Annotated in this window: 18 protein-coding genes and 1 tRNA gene; 10 read left to right on the forward strand and 9 right to left on the reverse strand. The window is 70.2% G+C overall.

Annotation, left to right across the window (positions count from 1 at the left end; genetic code table 11):
* Positions 1-32 precede the first annotated feature (32 nt).
* Genes SCAB_RS27530 through SCAB_RS27550 form a run of 5 tightly spaced genes read left to right on the forward strand, consistent with a single transcriptional unit; the run spans position 33 to position 6,657 of the window.
* Positions 33-1,343, forward strand: a complete 1,311-nt coding sequence (locus tag SCAB_RS27530; protein ID WP_173402911.1) for an ABC transporter substrate-binding protein — start codon at positions 33-35, stop codon at positions 1,341-1,343.
* Between the two features lie 48 nt (positions 1,344-1,391).
* Positions 1,392-2,390 (forward strand): carbohydrate ABC transporter permease, encoded by a 999-nt coding sequence (locus SCAB_RS27535; protein ID WP_013003361.1) that lies wholly within the window; start codon positions 1,392-1,394, stop codon positions 2,388-2,390.
* Positions 2,387-3,292 (forward strand): carbohydrate ABC transporter permease, encoded by a 906-nt coding sequence (locus SCAB_RS27540; RefSeq protein WP_013003362.1) that lies wholly within the window; start codon positions 2,387-2,389, stop codon positions 3,290-3,292. The genes SCAB_RS27535 and SCAB_RS27540 overlap by 4 nt, the downstream gene beginning before the upstream one ends.
* 27 nt (positions 3,293-3,319) lie before the next feature.
* On the forward strand, positions 3,320-4,642 hold the full coding sequence (locus SCAB_RS27545) for a glycoside hydrolase family 36 protein (protein WP_013003363.1): 1,323 nt from the start codon (positions 3,320-3,322) through the stop codon (positions 4,640-4,642).
* Positions 4,639-6,657: a beta-galactosidase gene (locus SCAB_RS27550; RefSeq protein WP_013003364.1), complete on the forward strand. Its 2,019-nt coding sequence runs from the start codon at positions 4,639-4,641 to the stop codon at positions 6,655-6,657. The genes SCAB_RS27545 and SCAB_RS27550 overlap by 4 nt, the downstream gene beginning before the upstream one ends.
* A gap of 69 nt (positions 6,658-6,726) precedes the next feature.
* On the opposite strand, the gene SCAB_RS27555 is transcribed toward SCAB_RS27550, so the two are convergent.
* The 5 genes from SCAB_RS27555 to SCAB_RS27575 form a co-directional block, all read right to left on the reverse strand.
* Positions 6,727-7,173, reverse strand: a complete 447-nt coding sequence (locus tag SCAB_RS27555) for an NUDIX domain-containing protein (protein WP_013003365.1) — start codon at positions 7,171-7,173, stop codon at positions 6,727-6,729.
* A 169-nt stretch (positions 7,174-7,342) separates the two neighbouring features.
* Positions 7,343-8,785, reverse strand: coding sequence for a GH1 family beta-glucosidase (locus SCAB_RS27560; protein ID WP_013003366.1), 1,443 nt, complete (start codon positions 8,783-8,785; stop codon positions 7,343-7,345).
* A gap of 145 nt (positions 8,786-8,930) precedes the next feature.
* Entirely contained in the window at positions 8,931-9,848 is a 918-nt protein-coding gene (locus tag SCAB_RS27565; protein ID WP_005486531.1) for a carbohydrate ABC transporter permease, read from the reverse strand.
* Positions 9,849-9,858: 10 nt separating this feature from the next.
* Positions 9,859-10,863 (reverse strand): carbohydrate ABC transporter permease, encoded by a 1,005-nt coding sequence (locus tag SCAB_RS27570; protein ID WP_037729537.1) that lies wholly within the window; start codon positions 10,861-10,863, stop codon positions 9,859-9,861.
* A gap of 5 nt (positions 10,864-10,868) precedes the next feature.
* Positions 10,869-12,233, reverse strand: coding sequence for an ABC transporter substrate-binding protein (locus tag SCAB_RS27575; protein ID WP_013003368.1), 1,365 nt, complete (start codon positions 12,231-12,233; stop codon positions 10,869-10,871).
* A gap of 615 nt (positions 12,234-12,848) precedes the next feature.
* On the opposite strand from SCAB_RS27575, the gene SCAB_RS27580 reads away from it, so the two are divergent.
* Both SCAB_RS27580 and SCAB_RS27585 read left to right on the forward strand, forming a co-directional pair.
* On the forward strand, positions 12,849-13,904 hold the full coding sequence (locus SCAB_RS27580; protein WP_086022969.1) for a LacI family DNA-binding transcriptional regulator: 1,056 nt from the start codon (positions 12,849-12,851) through the stop codon (positions 13,902-13,904).
* Complete coding sequence (locus tag SCAB_RS27585; protein ID WP_037729538.1) at positions 13,901-14,134, forward strand: type II toxin-antitoxin system VapB family antitoxin; 234 nt, start codon at positions 13,901-13,903, stop codon at positions 14,132-14,134. The genes SCAB_RS27580 and SCAB_RS27585 overlap by 4 nt, the downstream gene beginning before the upstream one ends.
* Positions 14,135-14,206: 72 nt before the next feature.
* On the opposite strand, the gene SCAB_RS27590 is transcribed toward SCAB_RS27585, so the two are convergent.
* Positions 14,207-14,476 carry a GntR family transcriptional regulator gene (locus SCAB_RS27590; protein ID WP_013003371.1) on the reverse strand — a complete coding sequence of 90 codons (270 nt, stop codon included), beginning with the start codon at positions 14,474-14,476 and terminating at the stop codon, positions 14,207-14,209.
* A gap of 165 nt (positions 14,477-14,641) precedes the next feature.
* Here SCAB_RS27590 and SCAB_RS27595 point away from each other — a divergent pair, with 165 nt between their 5' ends.
* From SCAB_RS27595 to SCAB_RS27605, 3 genes are read left to right on the forward strand one after another with little or no spacing between them, the layout of a single operon-like run.
* Positions 14,642-14,983, forward strand: a complete 342-nt coding sequence (locus SCAB_RS27595) for a hypothetical protein (protein ID WP_013003372.1) — start codon at positions 14,642-14,644, stop codon at positions 14,981-14,983.
* 41 nt (positions 14,984-15,024) lie between these two features.
* Positions 15,025-15,234, forward strand: coding sequence for a hypothetical protein (locus SCAB_RS27600; protein ID WP_013003373.1), 210 nt, complete (start codon positions 15,025-15,027; stop codon positions 15,232-15,234).
* 45 nt (positions 15,235-15,279) lie between these two features.
* Positions 15,280-16,119, forward strand: a complete 840-nt coding sequence (locus tag SCAB_RS27605) for a serine/threonine protein kinase (RefSeq protein WP_013003374.1) — start codon at positions 15,280-15,282, stop codon at positions 16,117-16,119.
* A 53-nt stretch (positions 16,120-16,172) separates the two neighbouring features.
* Here SCAB_RS27605 and SCAB_RS27610 read toward each other — a convergent pair.
* From SCAB_RS27610 to SCAB_RS27620, 3 genes are all read right to left on the reverse strand, one after another.
* Positions 16,173-16,245 (reverse strand) — tRNA-His (locus SCAB_RS27610).
* Between the two features lie 128 nt (positions 16,246-16,373).
* Positions 16,374-16,976 carry an oligoribonuclease gene (gene orn / locus SCAB_RS27615; protein ID WP_013003375.1) on the reverse strand — a complete coding sequence of 201 codons (603 nt, stop codon included), beginning with the start codon at positions 16,974-16,976 and terminating at the stop codon, positions 16,374-16,376.
* A gap of 103 nt (positions 16,977-17,079) precedes the next feature.
* Positions 17,080-18,303 (reverse strand): helix-turn-helix domain-containing protein, encoded by a 1,224-nt coding sequence (locus SCAB_RS27620; RefSeq protein ID WP_013003376.1) that lies wholly within the window; start codon positions 18,301-18,303, stop codon positions 17,080-17,082.
* Positions 18,304-18,572: the final 269 nt, after the last annotated feature.

Here is an 18,572-nt window from a genome sequence, read left to right on the forward strand (position 1 = left end):
AGACCGAACGACCTGTCCCCAGGGAGCCGTACATGCACCTCACACCTTCCGGTCTCTCCGTCCCCGGCCCGAGCCGCCGCACCGTGCTGCGCGGCGTCGGCGGGGCGGTGGCGCTCGGCGCCGGCGTCCCCCTGCTCAGCGCCTGCGGCGGCAGTGGCAGCTCGGCCGGTGACGCGAAGACCGTCTCGCTCGGCTCCAACGCGTCGGACGCGGTGCCGAAGAAGGCGTTCGCCGAGATCTACGCGGCGTTCAAGAAGAAGTCCGGGATCACGGTCGACGTGAACACCAAGGACCACAACACGTTCCAGGAGCAGATCAACTCCTACCTGCAGGGCACGCCGGACGACGTGTTCCACTGGTTCGCCGGCTACCGCATGCAGTTCTTCGCCGCCAAGGGCCTCGCCAGCCCGATCGACGACGTGTGGGACAAGATCTCGGGCAACTTCCCCGAGGCGATGCAGAAGCTCAGCAAGGGCGCGGACGGCAAGTACTACTTCGTGCCGCTGTACACGTACCCCTGGGCGCTCTTCTACCGCAAGAGCGTCTTCCAGGAGAAGGGCTACGAGGTCCCCACCACGTGGGACCAGCTGATAGCCCTGTGCAAGCAGATGCAGAAGGACAAGCTCGTCCCGATCGCCTTCGGCGACAAGGACGCGTGGCCGGCGATGGGCACCTTCGACCAGCTCAACTTCCGCACCAACGGCTACGACTTCCACGTCGAGCTGATGGCGGGCAAGGCGTCCTGGACCGACGCCAAGGTCCGCAAGGTCTTCGACAACTGGACCGAGCTGCTCCCCTACCACCAGGAGGGCGCCGTCGGCCGTACCTGGCAGGACGCCGCGCAGACCCTGGTGTCGAAGAAGGCGGGCATGTACCTGCTGGGCACCTTCGTGGGCCAGCAGTTCACCAACAAGGCCGACCTGGACGACCTGGACTTCTTCGCCTTCCCGGAGATCGACCCGGCGTACGGCCAGGACACCGTCGAGGCCCCCACCGACGGCTACATGATGAGCAAGGCCCCGAAGAACAAGGCCGGCGCCGTCAAGCTGATGGAGTTCCTCGGCACCCCCGAGGCCGAGCAGATCTACCTGAAGGCCGACCCGAACGTGGTCGCCGCCTCCACCAAGGCCGACACCTCCTCGTACTCGCCGCTGCAGAAGAAGGCGTACGAGATGATCTCGGGCGCCAAGAGCCTCACCCAGTTCATGGACCGCGACAGCCGCCCCGACTTCACCTCCACGGTGATGCAGCCGGCGCTGCAGAAGTTCATCCGCGACCCCAAGGGCGTCGACAGCCTGCTCTCGTCCATCGAGCGCCAGAAGAAGACGATCTTCGCGTCCTGACGACCGTCCTGACGACCGACCGTCCTCACGACTGGATGACCTCCTGACATGACGACCACCCCCACCGAGAGCCCGGAGGCGGCCACGCCGCCTCCGGGCTCCGGCCCTGCCGCGAAAACCGCACAGAACGGGAAGTCCGCGAAGGTGCCCCAGGGGCACCGGCGGCTCCTCACCCGCCGGGACAGGCTCACCCTGGGCCTCATGGCGGGTCTGCCGACGTTCCTGCACGTCGCCCTCGTCTGGGTGACGGCCCTCGCGTCGATCCTGCTGGCCTTCACCACCTGGGACGGCATCGGCTTCGACTCCATCAAGTGGGTCGGGCTGCACAACTTCCAGGAACTGTTCACCAACAACCCGCAGTTCTGGCCCGCCGTCGAACACAACGTCATCTGGTTCGTCGCGCTGATCCTGATCCCCACGCCGCTCGGCCTGTTCCTGGCCGTGCAGCTGGACAAGAACATCCGGTTCAGCCGCGTCTACCAGACGGCGTTCTTCCTGCCCGTCGTGATGTCCCTGGCGGTCATCGGCTTCGTCTGGCAGCTGATCTACAACCCCGACACGGGCCTGATCAACAGCCTCATCGGCGCCAACGAGCCGGGCCACTACATCGACTGGATCGGCGACCCGGACCTCAACCTCTGGGCCATCCTCATCGCCGCGTCCTGGCGCCACACCGGCTACATGATGATCCTCTACCTGGCCGGCCTGAAGGGCGTGGACCCGTCCCTGCGCGAGGCCTCCGCGCTGGACGGCGCCAACGAGTGGCAGACGTTCAAGAACGTCATCTTCCCCACCCTGCGCCCGACGAACACCGTCGTCCTGGTCGTCACGATCATCGAGGCCCTGCGCGCCTTCGACCTCGTCTTCGTCTTCAACAAGGGCGCCGAGGGCACCGAACTGCTCTCCATCCTCGTCACCAACAACATCATCGGAGAGTCCAGCCGCATCGGCTACGGATCGGCCATCGCCGTCGTCCTGCTGGTGATCTCCCTCGCCGTGATCATCCCGTACCTGATCGCGACCTTCCGGAAGGAGCGGCGCGCATGAGCACCACCGTCGACACCACCGCCGCGGCCGTCGCTCCCAAGGAGCGCACCCCCCTGCGCCCCGCCCGGATCGTCCTGCACGCCTTCCTCGTCTGCATGGCCCTGGCCTGGCTGGCACCCCTGCTGTGGGCGCTGTACGCGGCCCTGCGCCCCTACGGCGAGACCAGCGAGAAGGGCTACGTCTCCTGGCCCGACAAGCTCAGCTTCGACAACTTCACGAACGCGTTCACCCAGTCGGACATGACGCACTACTTCGTGAACACCCTGATCATCGCCGTCCCGGCGGTGCTGTTGACGCTGTTCCTGTCGTCGATGGTCGCCTTCTACGTCAGCCGCTTCGACTTCCGCGTCAACATCTTCCTGCTGCTGGTCTTCACGGCGGGCAACCTGCTTCCGCAGCAGGTCATCATCACCCCGCTGTACCGCCTGTACCTGCTCATCGACCTGCCCGGCATCACGATGAGCGGCAAGCTCTACGACTCCGCGCTCGGCCTGGTCCTCATCCACGTGGCCTTCCAGTCCGGGTTCTGCGCCTTCGTGCTGAGCAACTACATGCGCTCCCTGCCGCACGAGCTGACCGAGGCCGCCCTCGTCGACGGTGCCTCGGTGTGGCGCCTGTACTGGCAGATCGTGCTGCCGCTGTGCAAGCCCGCCATGGCCGCCCTCGCCACGTTGCTGTCCATCTGGATCTACAACGACTTCTTCTGGGCGCTGGTGCTGATCTCCACCGGCGAGAACATGCCGATCACCTCGGCGCTGAACAACCTCTCCGGCCAGTACTTCACCGACCCCAACCTGGTCGCCGCCGGTGCCCTGCTCACCGCGATCCCGACGCTGATCGTGTACTTCGCACTCCAGCGCCAGTTCGTCAGCGGCCTCACCCTGGGCGCCAACAAGGGCTGACCGGCCACTTCCGAGAGAGAACCCTTCGTGCACCACCCCTTCACCCACGTGGTCTCCGTGCCCGTGGACACCCGTACGGCACGCGTCCACGAGGAGGGCTGGCAGTCCTGGAGCCCCAGTGGCGCCTACGCCCTCGACGCGGCCCCGTACCGCCCGACCGACGGCAACCGGGCGACTGTCTGCTACCGCCCGGGGGCCACCGTCCCGGCCGGCACCTTCCAGGGGGAGGGCCTGCTGGCCCTCGACCCGGGCGACGGCACACCGGTCCGCCTCTGGGCCGCACCCGACCCCGTCCACCAGGTCCCCTCGATCCGGCTGACGGTCGCGGACCAGGTCGCCGAGGTGACCTCCGACGGCCCGGTGAAGGAGTGGACCGGCACGGACTTCCAGGCGGTGCTGGGCGAGTGGGCGGCGGGCCTCGGCCTCCCGGCCCCCCGCCCGGCCCCCACCGTCTGGTGCTCCTGGTACGAGTACTTCACCTCCGTCACCGAGGACGACATCCACGAGAACCTCCGTGCGATGGACACCCTCGACCTCCCCATCGACGTCGTACAGATCGACGACGGCCACCAGAAGGCCCTCGGCGACTGGCTCACCCTCTCCGGCCGCTTCCGCTCCCGGGCGGGCATCGCCGGCACCATCCGGGCCCGGGGCCGCCGCGCCGGCATCTGGACGGCGCCCTTCCTCGTCGACCCGTCGAGCACCCTGGCCGCCGAACACCCCGAGTGGCTGGTGCGCGACGAGGACGGCGGCCTCACCCACGCCGGCCACAACTGGGGCCACGACCTGTACGCCCTCGACAGCACGCACCCCGGGGCGGCGGTGTACCTCACCGAGGTCTTCACCACCCTGCGCGCCGAGGGCTACGACTACTTCAAGACCGACTTCCTCTACGCGGGCGCGCTGGACGGCGTACGGCACACCGGTGTGGACGCCCTGACGGCGTACCGGCAGGGCGTCGAACTGATCCGTGACGCGATCGGCGCCGACGCCTACCTCCTGGGCTGCGGCGCGCCGATCCTCCCGTCCCTGGGCCTCTTCGACGCCATGCGGGTCAGCCCGGACACCGCCCCGCACCGCCGCCCCGCGGCGGACGACTTCAGCCAGCCCGGCCAGGACCCGGCCGAGTTCACCGGCGCCGGCCGCCAGTGGCAGCACGGCCGCCTCTGGGTGAACGACCCCGACTGTCTGATGGCGCGCCCCGCCGTCGAGACACGCGAACGCTGGGCGGCGCACGTCGAGGCGACCGGGGGCCTGATGGCCTCCAGCGACCGCCTGCTCTCACTGGACACCTGGGGCGTGGACACCACACGCCGACTGCTGACGAAGGGCGCGGAGGCCACCGAATGAAGCGCGAACTGAAGGTCCCCGGCATCGCCTACGGCGGGGACTACAACCCCGAGCAGTGGCCCGAGGAGGTCTGGGCCGAGGACGTACGCCTCATGCGTGAGGCGGGCGTGAACATGGTCAGCGTCAACATCTTCGCGTGGGCGCTGATCGAGCCGCGCGAGGGCGAGTACGACTTCTCCCGCCTCGACAGGATCCTCGCCCTGCTCCACGAGAACGGCATCGCCGCCGACCTGGCGACGCCGACGGCCGCCCCGCCGGCCTGGTTCTTCGTCAAGCACCCGGAGGCCCTGCCGGTCGACAAGGACGGCCGCACCCTCTCCTACGGCAGCCGGCAGACCTTCTGCCCCTCCAGCCCCGCCTACCGCGAGGCCGCCCTGCGGATCGCCCGCGTGCTCGGCGAGCGGTACGCCGACCACCCGGCCGTCGTCATGTGGCACATCCACAACGAGTACGGCTGCCACAACGGCGAGTGCCACTGCGACACCAGCGCCGCGGCCTTCCGGGTCTGGCTGCGCGAGAAGTACGAGGACGACCTGGCGGCGCTCAACCACGCCTGGGGCACGACGTTCTGGAGCCAGTGGTACTACGACTGGGACGAGATCATCCCGCCCCGCCCGACCGGCGCGGTCCCGAACCCGACCCACCAGCTGGACTGGCGCCGCTTCTGCAGCGACGCCCTGCTGTCGCTGTACAAGGCCGAGCGCGAGGTGCTGCTGGAGGCGGCCCCCGCCACCCCGGCCACCACCAACTTCATGGTGATGTTCAACTTCGACAAGCTCGACTACTGGCGCTGGGCACCCGAGCTGGACATCGTCTCCAACGACCACTACCTCCAGTCGACGGACCCCGAGTCCGAGATCGACATCGCGCTCAGCGGCGACCTCGTGCGCTCGCTGGGCGGCGGGAGCCCGTGGCTGCTGATGGAACACTCCACCGGCGCGGTCAACTGGCAGCCCGTCAACCGGGCCAAGACGGCCGGAGAGCTGCGCCGCAACGCCCTGTCCCACGTGGCCCGGGGCGCCGACGGCATCGCCTACTTCCAGTGGCGGGCCGCCAAGGCGGGCGCCGAGCAGTGGCACTCGGCGATGCTCCCGCACGCGGGCACGGACAGCCAGATCTGGCGGGACGTGGTCCGACTGGGCGCGGATCTGCGGGCGTTGGCGGAGGTGCGGGGCAGCGAAGGCGTCGCCGAGGTCGCCGTCGTCTGGGACTGGAGCGCCTGGTGGGCGGTGGAACTACCGTCCCAGCCGAGCGGCGAACTCCGCTTCCAGGACCTGGTCCGTGCCTGGTACGAGCCGTTGTGGCGGGCCGGTGTGGCGGTGGACTTCGTCCGCCCCGACGCGGACCTCTCCTCGTACAAGCTGGTGCTGGCCCCGAGCCTGTACCTGGTGGACGACGCGGGCGCGGCGAACCTCACCGGCTTCGCGGAGGCCGGCGGCACGCTGGCCGTCGGCTTCCACAGCGGCGCGGTGGACGAGAACTGCCATGTCCGGCTGGGCGGTTACCCGGGCGCGTTCCGCGAGGCGCTCGGCGTGCGCACGGACGAGCTGTTCCCGCTGCTCCCGGGGGAGTCGGTGGGCCTGAGCGACGGCGGTACGGCCGGACTGTGGTCGGAGCGGGTCGCCCTGGCCGGCGCGGAGGCGGTGACGTCGTACACCTCCGGTCCCCTGACCGGGGTCCCGGCCGTCACCCGTCACACCCACGGCACGGGCACCGCCTGGTACGTCGCCACCCGACCGGACCCGACGGCCCTCGCCTCCCTGCTGGCCCGTATCGCCGAGGACGCGGGCGTGGCGTCGGTGCGCCCGACCCCCGAGGGCGTCGAGGCGGCCCTGCGCCGGGGCGCGGACGCGGACTACCTCTTCCTGATCAACCACGGCGGCACCGACGTCGAGGTCACGGTCTCCGCGGACGCGTCCGAGCTGCTGACGGGCAAGGGGATCGCCACGACGGACGGTTCGACGACCGTGTCGGTACCGGCCGGCGACGTGGCGGTCGTCCGCGAACCCCGCTGACGACACCGATCACGAAGGCGACGGGCCGCGACTCCTCCGGGGGCCGCGGCCCGTCCCCGTGGTCCGGGGTCAGGCTTCCCAGTCGTGCAGGGACAGTCGCGGCCCGCCGGTGAGATACCCGCGCAGCGCGGCGATGTCGCCCTCGACGAAGTCGTCGGGGAGCGCGCCGGTGTCGGTCCAGCGGACCTGGGCGTGCTTGTGGGGTTCCCGGTTCTCCAGCTCGCCGCTCCACTCGTGGGTGGCGAAGACGACGGTGAGGAAGCCGTCCGGCGCCTCGACGCCCCGGGCCGCGTGGACCAGGTGCACGACCTCCAGCGCCTCGGGCTTCACGGTCAGCCCGGTCTCCTCGTACAGTTCGCGCACGGCGGTCCGGGTGATCGGCTCCCCGGGCTCGCTCTTGCCGATCGGCAGATGCCATCTCCCCCGCGCGAACGCGGCGTTCTCGCCCCGCCGGAGGAGCACGACCCGCCCCGCGTCCCGGTCGTGCACGATGACGGCGGCGACCAGCAACGTCATGAGACCCGTCCCTTCGTAGGCCGCCCAGCATGCCCCAGGGAGCTCTGACCACCCACGCCCGGGGCGCGGCGCTTCCCCTATGTGCGCCGCGCCCCGGGCCCCCGCTCCCCCGTTCCCCCGTTCCCCCCAGGGGGCTCCCCGGCCCCCGGCTCCGTGGTCCGTCGCTGCCCTACGCCGGCGCCGGCGCCAGCGGCGGGAGGGCGCCCGTCTTCGCCGCCTGCCCGTACCAGTGCGCGCTCGACTTCGGTGTGCGGGTCAGGGTCGCGTAGTCGACGTACACCGCGCCGAAGCGCTTGCCGTAGCCGTACGCCCACTCGAAGTTGTCCATCAGGGACCACAGGTAGTACCCGCGCACGTCCGCCCCCTCGGCGATCGCGCGCCGGACCGCCCGCAGGTGGCCGTGCAGGTAGGCGATGCGCTCGGGGTCGTGGACACGGCCGTCCGCGTCCATCTTGTCGTCGTACGCGGCGCCGTTCTCCGTCACGTACATCGGCAGGCCCGGAGCCTCCCGCGCGTACCGCATGATCAGCTCGTGCAGGCCCGTCGGGTCGATGGTCCAGCCCATCTCCGTACGCTCGCCCGGGGTCTGGTGGAACAGGACGTCGTCCGCGGCCGGCCACGGCGAGTGCTCGCTCGCCCCGTGGCCGTCCGCGCGGGGGCCCTCCAGGCCGGCGTCCGCCGCGCCGACCAGCGCCGGCGTGTAGTAGTTCAGCCCCAGAGCGTCCAGCGGCTGATGGGCCGTCGCCACGTCACCGTCCCGCACGAACGACCAGTCCGTCAGCGACGAGGTCGCGGCGAACAGGGTCTCCGGGTAGGCCCCGTGCAGCATCGGTCCGTGGAAGACGCCGTTCGCGAGGTCGTCGATCTTCCGGGCCGCGGCCCGGTCCTCCGGGGAGCTGGTGATCGGCCGCACCACCGAGGAGTTGAGGCTCACCGCGATCGAGTTGCGGGCGGGCATCGCCGACCGCAGCGCCGAGACGCCGAGGCCGTGCGCCACGTTCAGATGGTGGGCCGCGCGCAGGGACGCCACCGGGTCCGTACGGCCCGGCGCGTGCACCCCGGAGCCGTAGCCCAGGAACGCGGTGCACCACGGCTCGTTGAGGGTGATCCACTGCTCGACGCGGTCGCCGAGCGCCTCGCCCATGATCCGCGCGTACTCGGCGAACCGGTGCACGATGTCCCGCTCGGGCCAGCCGCCGGCGTCCTCCAGCTCCTGCGGGAGGTCCCAGTGGTAGAGGGTGACGGCGGGCTTGATGCCCTTGGCCAGCAGCTCGTCGACCAGCCGTCGGTAGAAGTCGAGCCCCTTCTGGACGGCCGGGCCCCGCCCCGTCGGCTGCACCCGCGACCAGGAGACGGAGAAGCGGTACGCGTTGAGGCCCAGGTCCGCCATCATCGCCACGTCGTCGCGGTAGCGGTGGTAGTGGTCGACAGCGATGTCACCGTTCTCGCCGCCGGCGGTCTTGCCCGGCGTGTGACTGAAGGTGTCCCAGATGGAGGGCGTACGGCCGTCCTCCCGCACCGCCCCCTCGATCTGGTACGCGGAGGTGGCCGCGCCCCAGAGGAAGGCGGGAGGAAAGGTCACCGGGGTGGCCGGATTCACGGGTTCAGGCATGGAAGCGCTCCCATTGGTGGTCGTGTCGACCGACGGAGGTGGGTGGGGGGCGTGGTGCACGCGCGAAGGCGAAGGCGAAGGAAGGGGGTCGAGGCGGCGGTGACCCGACCCCCGGTGAGAAGACGTACGGCGGCGAACCGGGGCCTCAGCCCTTCACCGCGCCCTGCATGATGCCCCCCACGATCTGCTTGCCGAAGATCGCGAAGACCAGCAGCAGCGGTAGCGTGCTGAGCAGCGCGCCCGCCATGATCAGGGCCTGGTCGGGGGTGTAGCCGCGGCCCAGGCCGGCCACCGCGACCTGCACGGTCGGGTTGCCCAGCTGGGTCAGAACGAGGAACGGCCACAGGAAGTCGTTCCAGGTCTGCACGAACATCAGCATGCCCAGGACGGCCATCGCGGGCCGCGCGGCCGGGAACACCACGTGCCAGATCACCCGCCAGCTGCTCGCGCCGTCGACGCGGGCCGCCTCGATGATCTCGTCCGGCAGGGCCTGGAGCAGGTACTGCCGCATGAAGAACACACCGAACGCGCTGACCAGCGAGGGCAGGATCACCGCCTGGAGCTGGTCGGTCCAGTCGAGTTTGGCGACCATCATGTAGAGCGGGATCACCTGGAGCTGCGGCGGCACCATCATGGTGCCGATCACGATCAGCATCATGGCGCCCCGGCCCTTGAAGCGCAGCTTGGCGAAGGCGAACCCGGCGATCGTCGACAGGAAGACGATGGTCAGCGACGAAATGCCGGCCACGAGCGTCGTGTTGAGGAACGCCTCGCCCAGATTGGCGTCGCTCCAGGCCACTTCGAGCTTGTCGAAGAGGTTCGCGCCGAACCAGAACGGCGGCGGGGTGTCCGCCAGCCGCGCGTTGTCGCGGGAGGCGGCGACCGCCGTCCAGAACAGCGGGAACAGCGAGATCAGGGTGAACGCGATGAGAATGATGTAGGCGACGGGCCCGGCGTGGTGCTGTCCGCCCGCGCGTGCCGCCTTCGGACGGCGCACGCGCCGCCCGTTCTTCGGCGGCTCGGGGACCGCGTCGGCCGGGGGTTTGGTGATTGTCGTCGTCACGGCCGGTCTCCTAACTACTGGCGCGCAGCCGGCGCGAGATGACGTAGTTGATGATTCCGACCACGATGAGGATCAGGAACATGGTCCAGGCGATCGCCGAGGCGCGGCCCAGGTGCTGGTTCACCCAGCCCTGCTCGTACAGGTAGAGGCCGAGCGTCTGGAACTGGTGCTGCGAGCCGCCGGACGCGCCCTTGTTGGCGTCGAACAGCAGGGGCTCGGCGAACAGTTGCGAGGCGCCGATCGTCGAGACGACCACGGTGAACAGGATCGTCGGGCGCAGCGACGGCAGCGTCACATGGATGAACTGCTTCCAGCGGCTCGCACCGTCGAGGGCTGCCGACTCGTACAGGTCCTGCGGGATCGCCTGCATCGCGGCGAGGTAGATCAGCGCGTTGTAGCCGGTCCAGCGCCAGATGACGATGGTCGACACGGCGATCTTCGAGTACCAGGTGCCGTTCTGCCAGTCGATGTGGTCGAAACCGAGCAGCTCCAGGAACCAGTTGATCATCCCGTAGTCGCGGCCGAACAGCAGCACGAACACCAGGGTGGCCGCGGCGATCGAGGTGGCGTACGGGGCGAGCATCACGACCCGGTAGAAGGTCGAGCCGCGGAGCTTGTAGTTGAGGAGGTGGGCGATGCCCAACGCCATCATCAACTGCGGGGCGGTCGAGATGATCCCGATGATCAGCGTGTTCTTCGCCGCGTTCCAGAAGAACTCGTCGTCGAAGATCCGGGTGAAGTTGCGCAGTCCCACCCAGCTCATGTCGGTGGGGGCGGTCAGCTCCACGGTGTGCAGCGAAGCCCAGCCGGTGTAGAGCAGCGGGAACAGGCCGAACGCGACGAACAGCAGGAAGAAGGGGGAGACGAAGGCGTACGGGCTCCAGCGCATGTCCCGCTGCCAGCGGCGGGACAGCCGGGCCCGGCGACGCTCCTCGGTCGCGGACTCCGCGGGCGGGCGGGCCGGGGCCGCGCCCCCCTTCACGGGGGGCGCGGCGGTGTCGGGCCTTGTGGGCATACCGGTCACTTGTCCAGTGCGTTGTCGATGGTCTTGACGGCGTTCTTCCAGGCATCCGAGGCCGACTTGCCCTGGGTCACCAGGATCACGCCGTTGTCGGTCAGGCCCTGCTGGATGATCTGGTCCTTCGGGCCGATCGTCTGGACCGGGATGTTCTTGGCGGCCTCGGCGAAGATCGTGCCGATCGGCGCGTCACCGGTCATGTCGTTCTTCGCGTCCTTCACCGCGGCCGAGTCGTAGGCGGCCGGGGTGCTGGGGAAGCTGCCCTGTACGGCGAAGAGCTTCGCCTGCTGCTCCGGCGCGGTCAACCAGGCGGCCAGCTTCGCGGCCTCCTCGGCGTTCTTGCCGTTCTTGGGCACCGAGAGGAAGGAGCCGCCCCAGTTGCCGGACTTCGGCGCCTGGGCGATGTCCCACTTGCCGGCCGCCTCGGGCTTCGACTTGCCCTTGATGTAGCCGAGCATCCACGGCGGGCAGGACATCGCGGCGAACTTGCTGTTGGCGATCGTGGTGTCCCACGCCGGCTGGAACTGCGTCTGGTTCCCGACCAGCCCGGCCTTGGCGGCCTTGGCCGTGAGGTCGAACGCCGACTTCACTGCCGGGTTCGTCTTGTAGATGACCTTGCCCGAGGCGTCGTAGAAGCGGTCCTTCTCACTGCTCAGGATCGCCTGCAGCAGACCGCCGGGGGAGTCCAGGAAGGTGGTGCCCTTGGGCGCCTTCTTCTTGTACTGGTTGCCGGCGTCGACGAACTTGTCCCAGCTGCCGGTCCACAGCTTGCCGACCTCCTCGCGGTCGGAGGGCAGACCGGCGGCCTCGAAGAGGTCCTTGCGGTAGCAGATGGCCATCGGACCGACGTCGGTGCCCAGCGCGACGGTCTGGCCGCCGGAGGTCGAGCCCTGGCTCCACTTCCAGGGCAGGTAGTCGCTCTCCTTGCCGTACTTCGACAGGTCGAGCAGCTTGTCGGACTGGGTTCCGACGATCTCGGCGATGTTGCCGACCTCGACCATCTGGATGTCCTGGAGGCCGCTGCCGGTGGTCAGGTGGTTGAGGAGCGCGGGGTAGTAGTTCTCGTTCCGCTCCACGACGGTCTGCTGGATGTCGACGTCCGGGTGGAGTTTCTCGTACTCCTTGTACAGACCGGACTCCTCGAAGCCCGCGGTGCCGAAGAGGCCCAGCGTGATCTTGGTCTTGCCACCGCCGCCGCCGTCCGACGAGCCGCCTTCCTCGTCCTTGCCGTCGTCGGCACAGCCGGCCAGCAGCCCTGCGCCCAGCGCGGCGACGGCCGCGATGACCACCGTCTTGCGCGTCCTGCGGGCGATTCGGCTGCCCCCGCCCGACTGGAGCCGGGAGTGCGGGAGGGTACGTGCTCGCATTGCGTCCTCCTGATGCCCTGACGTGCCGACCCCCCGGCCAACTGCGTTGTTGGGCCCTGTTGTTCATGCTGCGGCTCGGGCGGGGAACGTGCGGGATGTGTAAGTGCCAGGTACTGTGGGAGCGCTCCCACGAGTGATGTGTTGAAGAGTCGTCGGTTCGTGCGGGGGTGTCAAGGGAGCGAGCGCGGAGAGATGTCTTCGGTTATCGGGCTGTTAACTAACCCGGTGCCGGCGGTCGGTCATGTCCGAAATCGGTCGGGTCGGCCCGCGAGAGGCTTCGTGGATCGGCGGGAAAGGTCCGGGCGCGGGGTGTTCGGCCTGGTACGGACGCGGGGCCGGCGGCGACGGACCGCCCCCGGGCTCCCGCGCCGGTTCCGTACCGGACCGCCGGGTTCCGGGGTGGCGGCACTGTTGGACTCGTGTAACCGGCCGTCGACGGCTCGCCGGTGTCCGGCCGGCCGGACGGTCGGCGGGGGAGCGGGGGGCGAGCCGGGGCGGCGGCCGGGCCGGTGTCGGCGGCGGTGCCGTGACCCGGCCGGGTACGTCCTGTACGTGGTACGAGGATCAGGACTGTTAGATTCCACGCCAGCGCGGTAGTGACGGGAGACGACCATGGTGACAGGCCACGGGGCACGGGGCCGGAGCGGTGGGCGGCCGACGTTGGAGGAGGTCGCCGCACGGGCCGGAGTGGGCCGGGGGACGGTGTCCCGGGTGATCAACGGCTCGCCCCGGGTGAGCGACGCGACCCGCGCGGCGGTCGAGGCGGCCGTCGCGGAGCTGGGTTACGTCCCGAACACGGCGGCCCGCGCGCTCGCGGCGAACCGTACCGACGCGATCGCGATGGTCGTGCCCGAACCGGAGACCCGCTTCTTCTCGGAGCCGTACTTCTCCGACATCCTCAAGGGTGTCGGAGCGCAACTGTCCGACACCGAGATGCAGCTCCTGCTGATCTTCGCGGGCAACGACCGGGAGCGCCGGCGCCTCGCCCAGTACCTGGCCGCGCACCGCGTCGACGGTGTCCTCCTGGTCTCCGTCCACGCGGACGACCCGCTCCCCGATCTGCTGTCGCAACTGGAAATCCCGGCCGTCATCAGCGGCCCCCGCTCCGAGCACGAGACGCTCCCCTCGGTCGACTCCGACAACTACGGCGGCGGCCGCTCGGCGGTCGAGCACCTCATCGCACGGGGGCGCGCCCGGATCGCCACGATCACCGGCCGGCTGGACGTCTACGGCGCCCAGCGGCGCATCGAGGGCTACCGCGACGCCCTGGAGGACGCGGGCCGCGAGGTGGACGAGCGCCTGATCGCCCCCGGTGACTTCACGGAGGAGGGCGGCCGCCGAGCGATGCGCGAACTCCTGGCCCGCTGCCCCGACCTCGACGCGGTCTTCGCCGAGTCGGACGTCATGGCCGCCGGCGCCCGCCAGGTGCTCCGCGAGGAGGGCCGCCGCATACCCGACGACGTGGCGCTGGTCGGCTACGACGACTCGGCGATCGCCCGCCACATGGACCCGCCGCTCACCAGCGTCCGCCAGCCGATAGAGGAGATGGGCCGCGCGATGATCGACCTCCTCCTGGACGAGATCGCGGACCGCCGCCCGGCGGTGTCGAGGGGCTTGGAACGACGCCAGGTGGTGCTGCCGACGGAGCTGGTGGGGCGGGATTCTTCCTGAGTGCGACCCAGATCGACCTGGATGACGAAGCGCTTGCCGAAGCAATGCGACTTGGGGGATCCACCATGAAGAAGGACACGGTGAACACGGCCCTGCGGGACCGTGTCGCGCGCGTCAGGAGGCTGGTGGCGGCGGAGAGACTTGCCGCGCGTGGTGAGCGTGGTGAGTTCGACGCGGCCGCGGCGGCGCACAGCGAAGCCAAGCGGGTGCGCCGGGCCGCCTTCGAGTGATCACGCTTACCCAGTGTGGACAGCACCGGGCCGCGGGCGCCGTCGGCCTGCTGTCCAGCGAGCCGCCGGGCGTCAGCCCGCGGAGCCGCTGTCCTCGACAGGTGCCGCGGCGCGTTCGGTGACGAACGAGCCCTTGCCGCGCACAGTGACGATCAGGCCGCGCTGACTCAGGAGCTGGAGTGCGGACCGTGCGGTCGGGCGGGAGACGCTGAACTCGTCGCAGAGGGCTGCCTCGGAGGGGACCCTGCGGCGGGGCGGATACGTGCCGTCCGCGATGCGCGCGCTGAGTATGGCGGCGATCTGTTCGTACAGCGGCTCAGGTCCTTCGAGGTCGACAGTCATATGTCGACCCTATTTGACCTGCGACGATGCCTAACGATATGTGGAGTCACATGACATCACCTGACAACACCTTACAAGTGACGTAATCTCTCGACATGCAAAGACCCCGGCGAGGTTGTGCGACCTCCCGGGGCATGGCCACCAGCTTCGAAGGAGCTGACGACAGTGCGCATTATCCACGCGTTCCTGCGGTGGGCGCTGGGCGTCTTCGCCCCCGGCACGGGCAGGCGCCGCCTGACCGGCCACCGCCCCGCCCCTCAGCACCGCGGAAGTCCCCGGAACCGGCCCCGAACGCTGCCGCAGGCGCTCCCGGCCCCGCGGTCCCCCTACGGCCTTCACGGACCGCTCGACGGCACCGCCACCGTCATGGTCCGGCCGTACGTCGTCGAGTCCGAGCGGGAGGAGGCTCGACGGTCCCGGCGCAGGCTCGCCCTGGTGCTCGCGGCGGACTTTGGTATCGACCTCGACGAGCATGTGATCGGCGCGGCGGCGGAGGCGGTGGCCTGATGGGCGGCTGCGAACCTCCCCGCCGCCCCGACCCTTCGGGCGTGAGCCTCGGTGACACCGTCCGGGACGCGGGGAGTGGGCGGATCGGCAGGGTGATGGGCTTCGTCGGGCCGTACGTCCAACTGCGGCCGGTCGGCGGCGGCCGGGAGTGGGACGCCCGGCGGGAAGGACTCGGGCCGGTGACCCGGTCCGAGGCGCTGAGCGACAGTGTCGCCCGGAGCAACGCGCGGTCGAGAGGGGAGCGGTTGTAGCGGCGGCCTCGCGCGCCCGGCCGTGCGTGCGGCAGCCTGGCCGCCATGGAGCAGCTGGATCGTGGGGAAAGTGCCGGCGGTCACCCGCTGGTGGACGTCGACCGGATCGAAGAGCCCCTGGCGCCGTACCTGGCCCGGATCGGCGACGTCTTCCGGGTGTTCGGGAAGCAGGACTCGGGGTGCAGGGCCTACGGCGTGCGGCTGCCGGGCCGCGGGGAGCGGTGGTTCGTGAAGGCGGCGGTCGCCGCCGTGGGCCGGCGGTCGCTGGAGCGGGCCTGGGACTTCCACCGGGCCGTACGGCACCCGGTGATCGTCCCGCAGGGGCACCGGATCACGCTGCGGGACGGGCCGGCCGTGGTCATGCCGTGGCTGGACGGCGAGGTGCTGTACGACCCCGCCGAGCGCGGCAGAGGGGACCGTACGAGCCCAGGCAGCCCGATGACGCGCTTCCGCTCCCTGCCCGTCGACCGGATCGAGGCGGCCTTCGCCCGTGTCCTCGACGCCCATCTGGCCGTGGAGGAGGCCGGGTACGTCGCCGTGGACCTCTACGACGGGGCCCTGCTGTACGACTTCGCGGCGGGCGGGATGCGGCTGATCGACCTCGACGAGTACCGGCCGGGCCCCTTCGTGCTGGACGCGGACCGCCTGCCGGGGTCGACCCGCTTCATGGCGCCGGAGGAGTTCGAGCGCGGAGCGACGATCGACATCCGCACCACCGTCCACGCGCTGGGCCGCACGGCCCGTCTGCTGCTGGACGCGGGCGACGAGGAGCGCGCCTGGCGGGGCACGGCGGCCCGCCTGGCCGTCCTGAAGCGGGCCACGCACCCCGACCCCGGTGAACGCTTCGCGGGGGTACGGGAGTTCGCGGACGCCTGGCGCGGCTGAGACACACGAACGAGCCCCGAACCGGTTTCCCGGATCGGGGCTCGTTCCTTCAGGGTGAGTGACGGGACTCGAACCCGCGGCATCCTGGACCACAACCAGGTGCTCTACCAGCTGAGCTACACCCACCATGACCGGCGGTTCATCCGAAGGTTTCACCGACCGGCCGAGAAAAAGTGTACAGGGTCCGAAGGGGTGCCCGCGCACACGTTTCGGTGGGGGCGTTCGGGGGCCCGGAGGGGCCCCGGTGGACGGGGTTACGTCGCGGGCAGGACGTGCTTCGCGGCGATCGTGCGGGCCGTGTCCGAGTCGGGGCCGGGCTGCGGGACGAAGATCGCCTCGCGGTAGTAGCGCAGCTCGGCGATGGACTCGCGGATGTCGGCGAGTGCCCGGTGGTTGCCGTTCTTCTCGGGGCTGTTGAAGTACGCCCGCGGATACCAGCGGCGGGCCAGCTCCTTGACGGAGGAGACGTCCACGATGCGGTAGTGGAGGTGCCCCTCCAGCGTCGGCATGTCCCGGAGCAGGAAGCCGCGGTCCGTGCCCACCGTGTTGCCGCACAGCGGGGCCTTGCGCGGTTCCTTCACGTGCTCGCGCACGTAGGCCAGGACCTGCGCCTCGGCGTCGGCGAGTGTCGTGCCGCCGGCCAGGGCGTCGAGCAGGCCGGACGCGGTGTGCATCTGGCGCACCACCTCCGGCATCGTCTCCAGCGCCGCGTCCGGCGGGCGGATGACGATGTCGACGCCGTCGCCGAGCACGTTCAGCTCGGAGTCGGTGACGAGGGCGGCCACCTCGATGAGCGCGTCGTCGGACAGCGAGAGGCCGGTCATCTCGCAGTCGATCCACACCATGCGATCGTTCATGTGTCTCACCTTACGGCCCGTGACAGCCGTACGGCCCGGTCCTGCACCAGGGTGATCACCGGGTGATCAGGTGCGGGACCGGGCCGTACGAGCCCGATCGGTGCTACGGCGCGCTGCGCTGGCCCGGCAGGCGGCCGGTCGCGTACAGCTCCGGCTTGGCGCCCTCCGCGGAGAGGGACGCCGACGACGCCAGGGCGCTCGCCGCGGCCGTGCGGCGGGCCTGGAGCGGCACCGGGGCGTGCTCCGGCGACATCGCCGGCCCCGGGACGCCGTGCGGCCCGTCATGGTGGTCGTTGTGCTTCTCGCCCTGGGGGCGACGGGCACGGTAGGCCGCCCGGTACGCCGCCGGGGACGACCCCAGCTGCCGCCGGAAGTGCCCGCGCAGCGCCACCGGCGAACGGAAGCCGCACCGTCCGGCGACCTCGTCCACCGAGTAGTCGGACGTCTCCAGCAGACGCTGTGCCTGCAGCACGCGCTGAGTGATCAGCCACTGCAGGGGAGCGCTCCCGGTGAGCGAACGGAACCGGCGGTCGAACGTCCGTCGGCTCATGTACGCGCGTGCCGCCAGCGTCTCCACGTCGAACTGCTCGTGGAGGTGCTCCAGCGCCCAGGCGACGACCTCGGCCAGCGGGTCGGCGCCGATCTCCTCGGGTAAAGATCGATCGAGGTAGCGCTCCTGGCCGCCCGATCGGCGAGGTGGCACGACGAGACGCCGGGCCAGGGCCCCTGCCGCCTCGTTGCCGTGATCCGTCCGCACGATGTGCAGACAGAGATCGATTCCGGCCGCGGTCCCGGCCGACGTCAGTACGTCACCGTCGTCCACGAAGAGTTCTCGTGGGTCGACGTGGACGGACGGATAGCGCTTGGCCAGCGTCGGCGCGTACATCCAGTGCGTCGTCGCCGGTCTGCCGTCCAGCAGTCCGGCGGCGGCCAGCACGAACGCGCCGGTGCACAGCCCGACGATGCGGGCACCCTCCTCGTGCGCTCGGCGCAGTGCGTCGAGCGCTTCCTCCGGCGGCGGTGAGGTGATCGAACGCCATGCGGGCACGACCACCGTGCCCGCACGCGAGATCGCCTCGAGGCCGTTCGGTGCGGTGAGTTCCAGGCCCCCCGTGGTCCGCAGCGGGCCGTCCTCACCCGCGCACACCAGCAAGCGGTAGCGCGGTACGCCGGCGTCCTGGCGGTCGATCCCGAACACCGACAGTGGTATGGAACTCTCGAAGATGGGGCCGCCGCTGAACAGCAGCACCGCGACGATCTCCTTGCGGCGACGCCCGGACAGCTTCCGGGCCGCGGCTTCCGGCGCGGCGGTGGAGTCCTGGCTCATACTGCTAAGCCCCCCTCGGTGGTCGCGGCTCCTCGGTTGTGTCGCTCCTGCACGTTTCCCCTTGGTCCTGCACGAGTCCCCCGCCGTAAGACAGTCATGATCGAATCTACTGTGTCCCGTGGTGCCGGCGTGACCAGATCGCCAACCGGCACATTGTCGACATGGCAACTTGGCGTAAAGCATTCGATCACGAAGCGTTGCACTCGTGGGGCGTGCAGGGAAGTACGCCTCGTCCCCGTGGCCGGTCCACGTAGGGTGCGCGCGGCCCC

It is taken from the genome of Streptomyces scabiei 87.22 (assembly GCF_000091305.1).
GTDB classification, from domain to species: Bacteria; Actinomycetota; Actinomycetes; order Streptomycetales; family Streptomycetaceae; genus Streptomyces; species Streptomyces scabiei.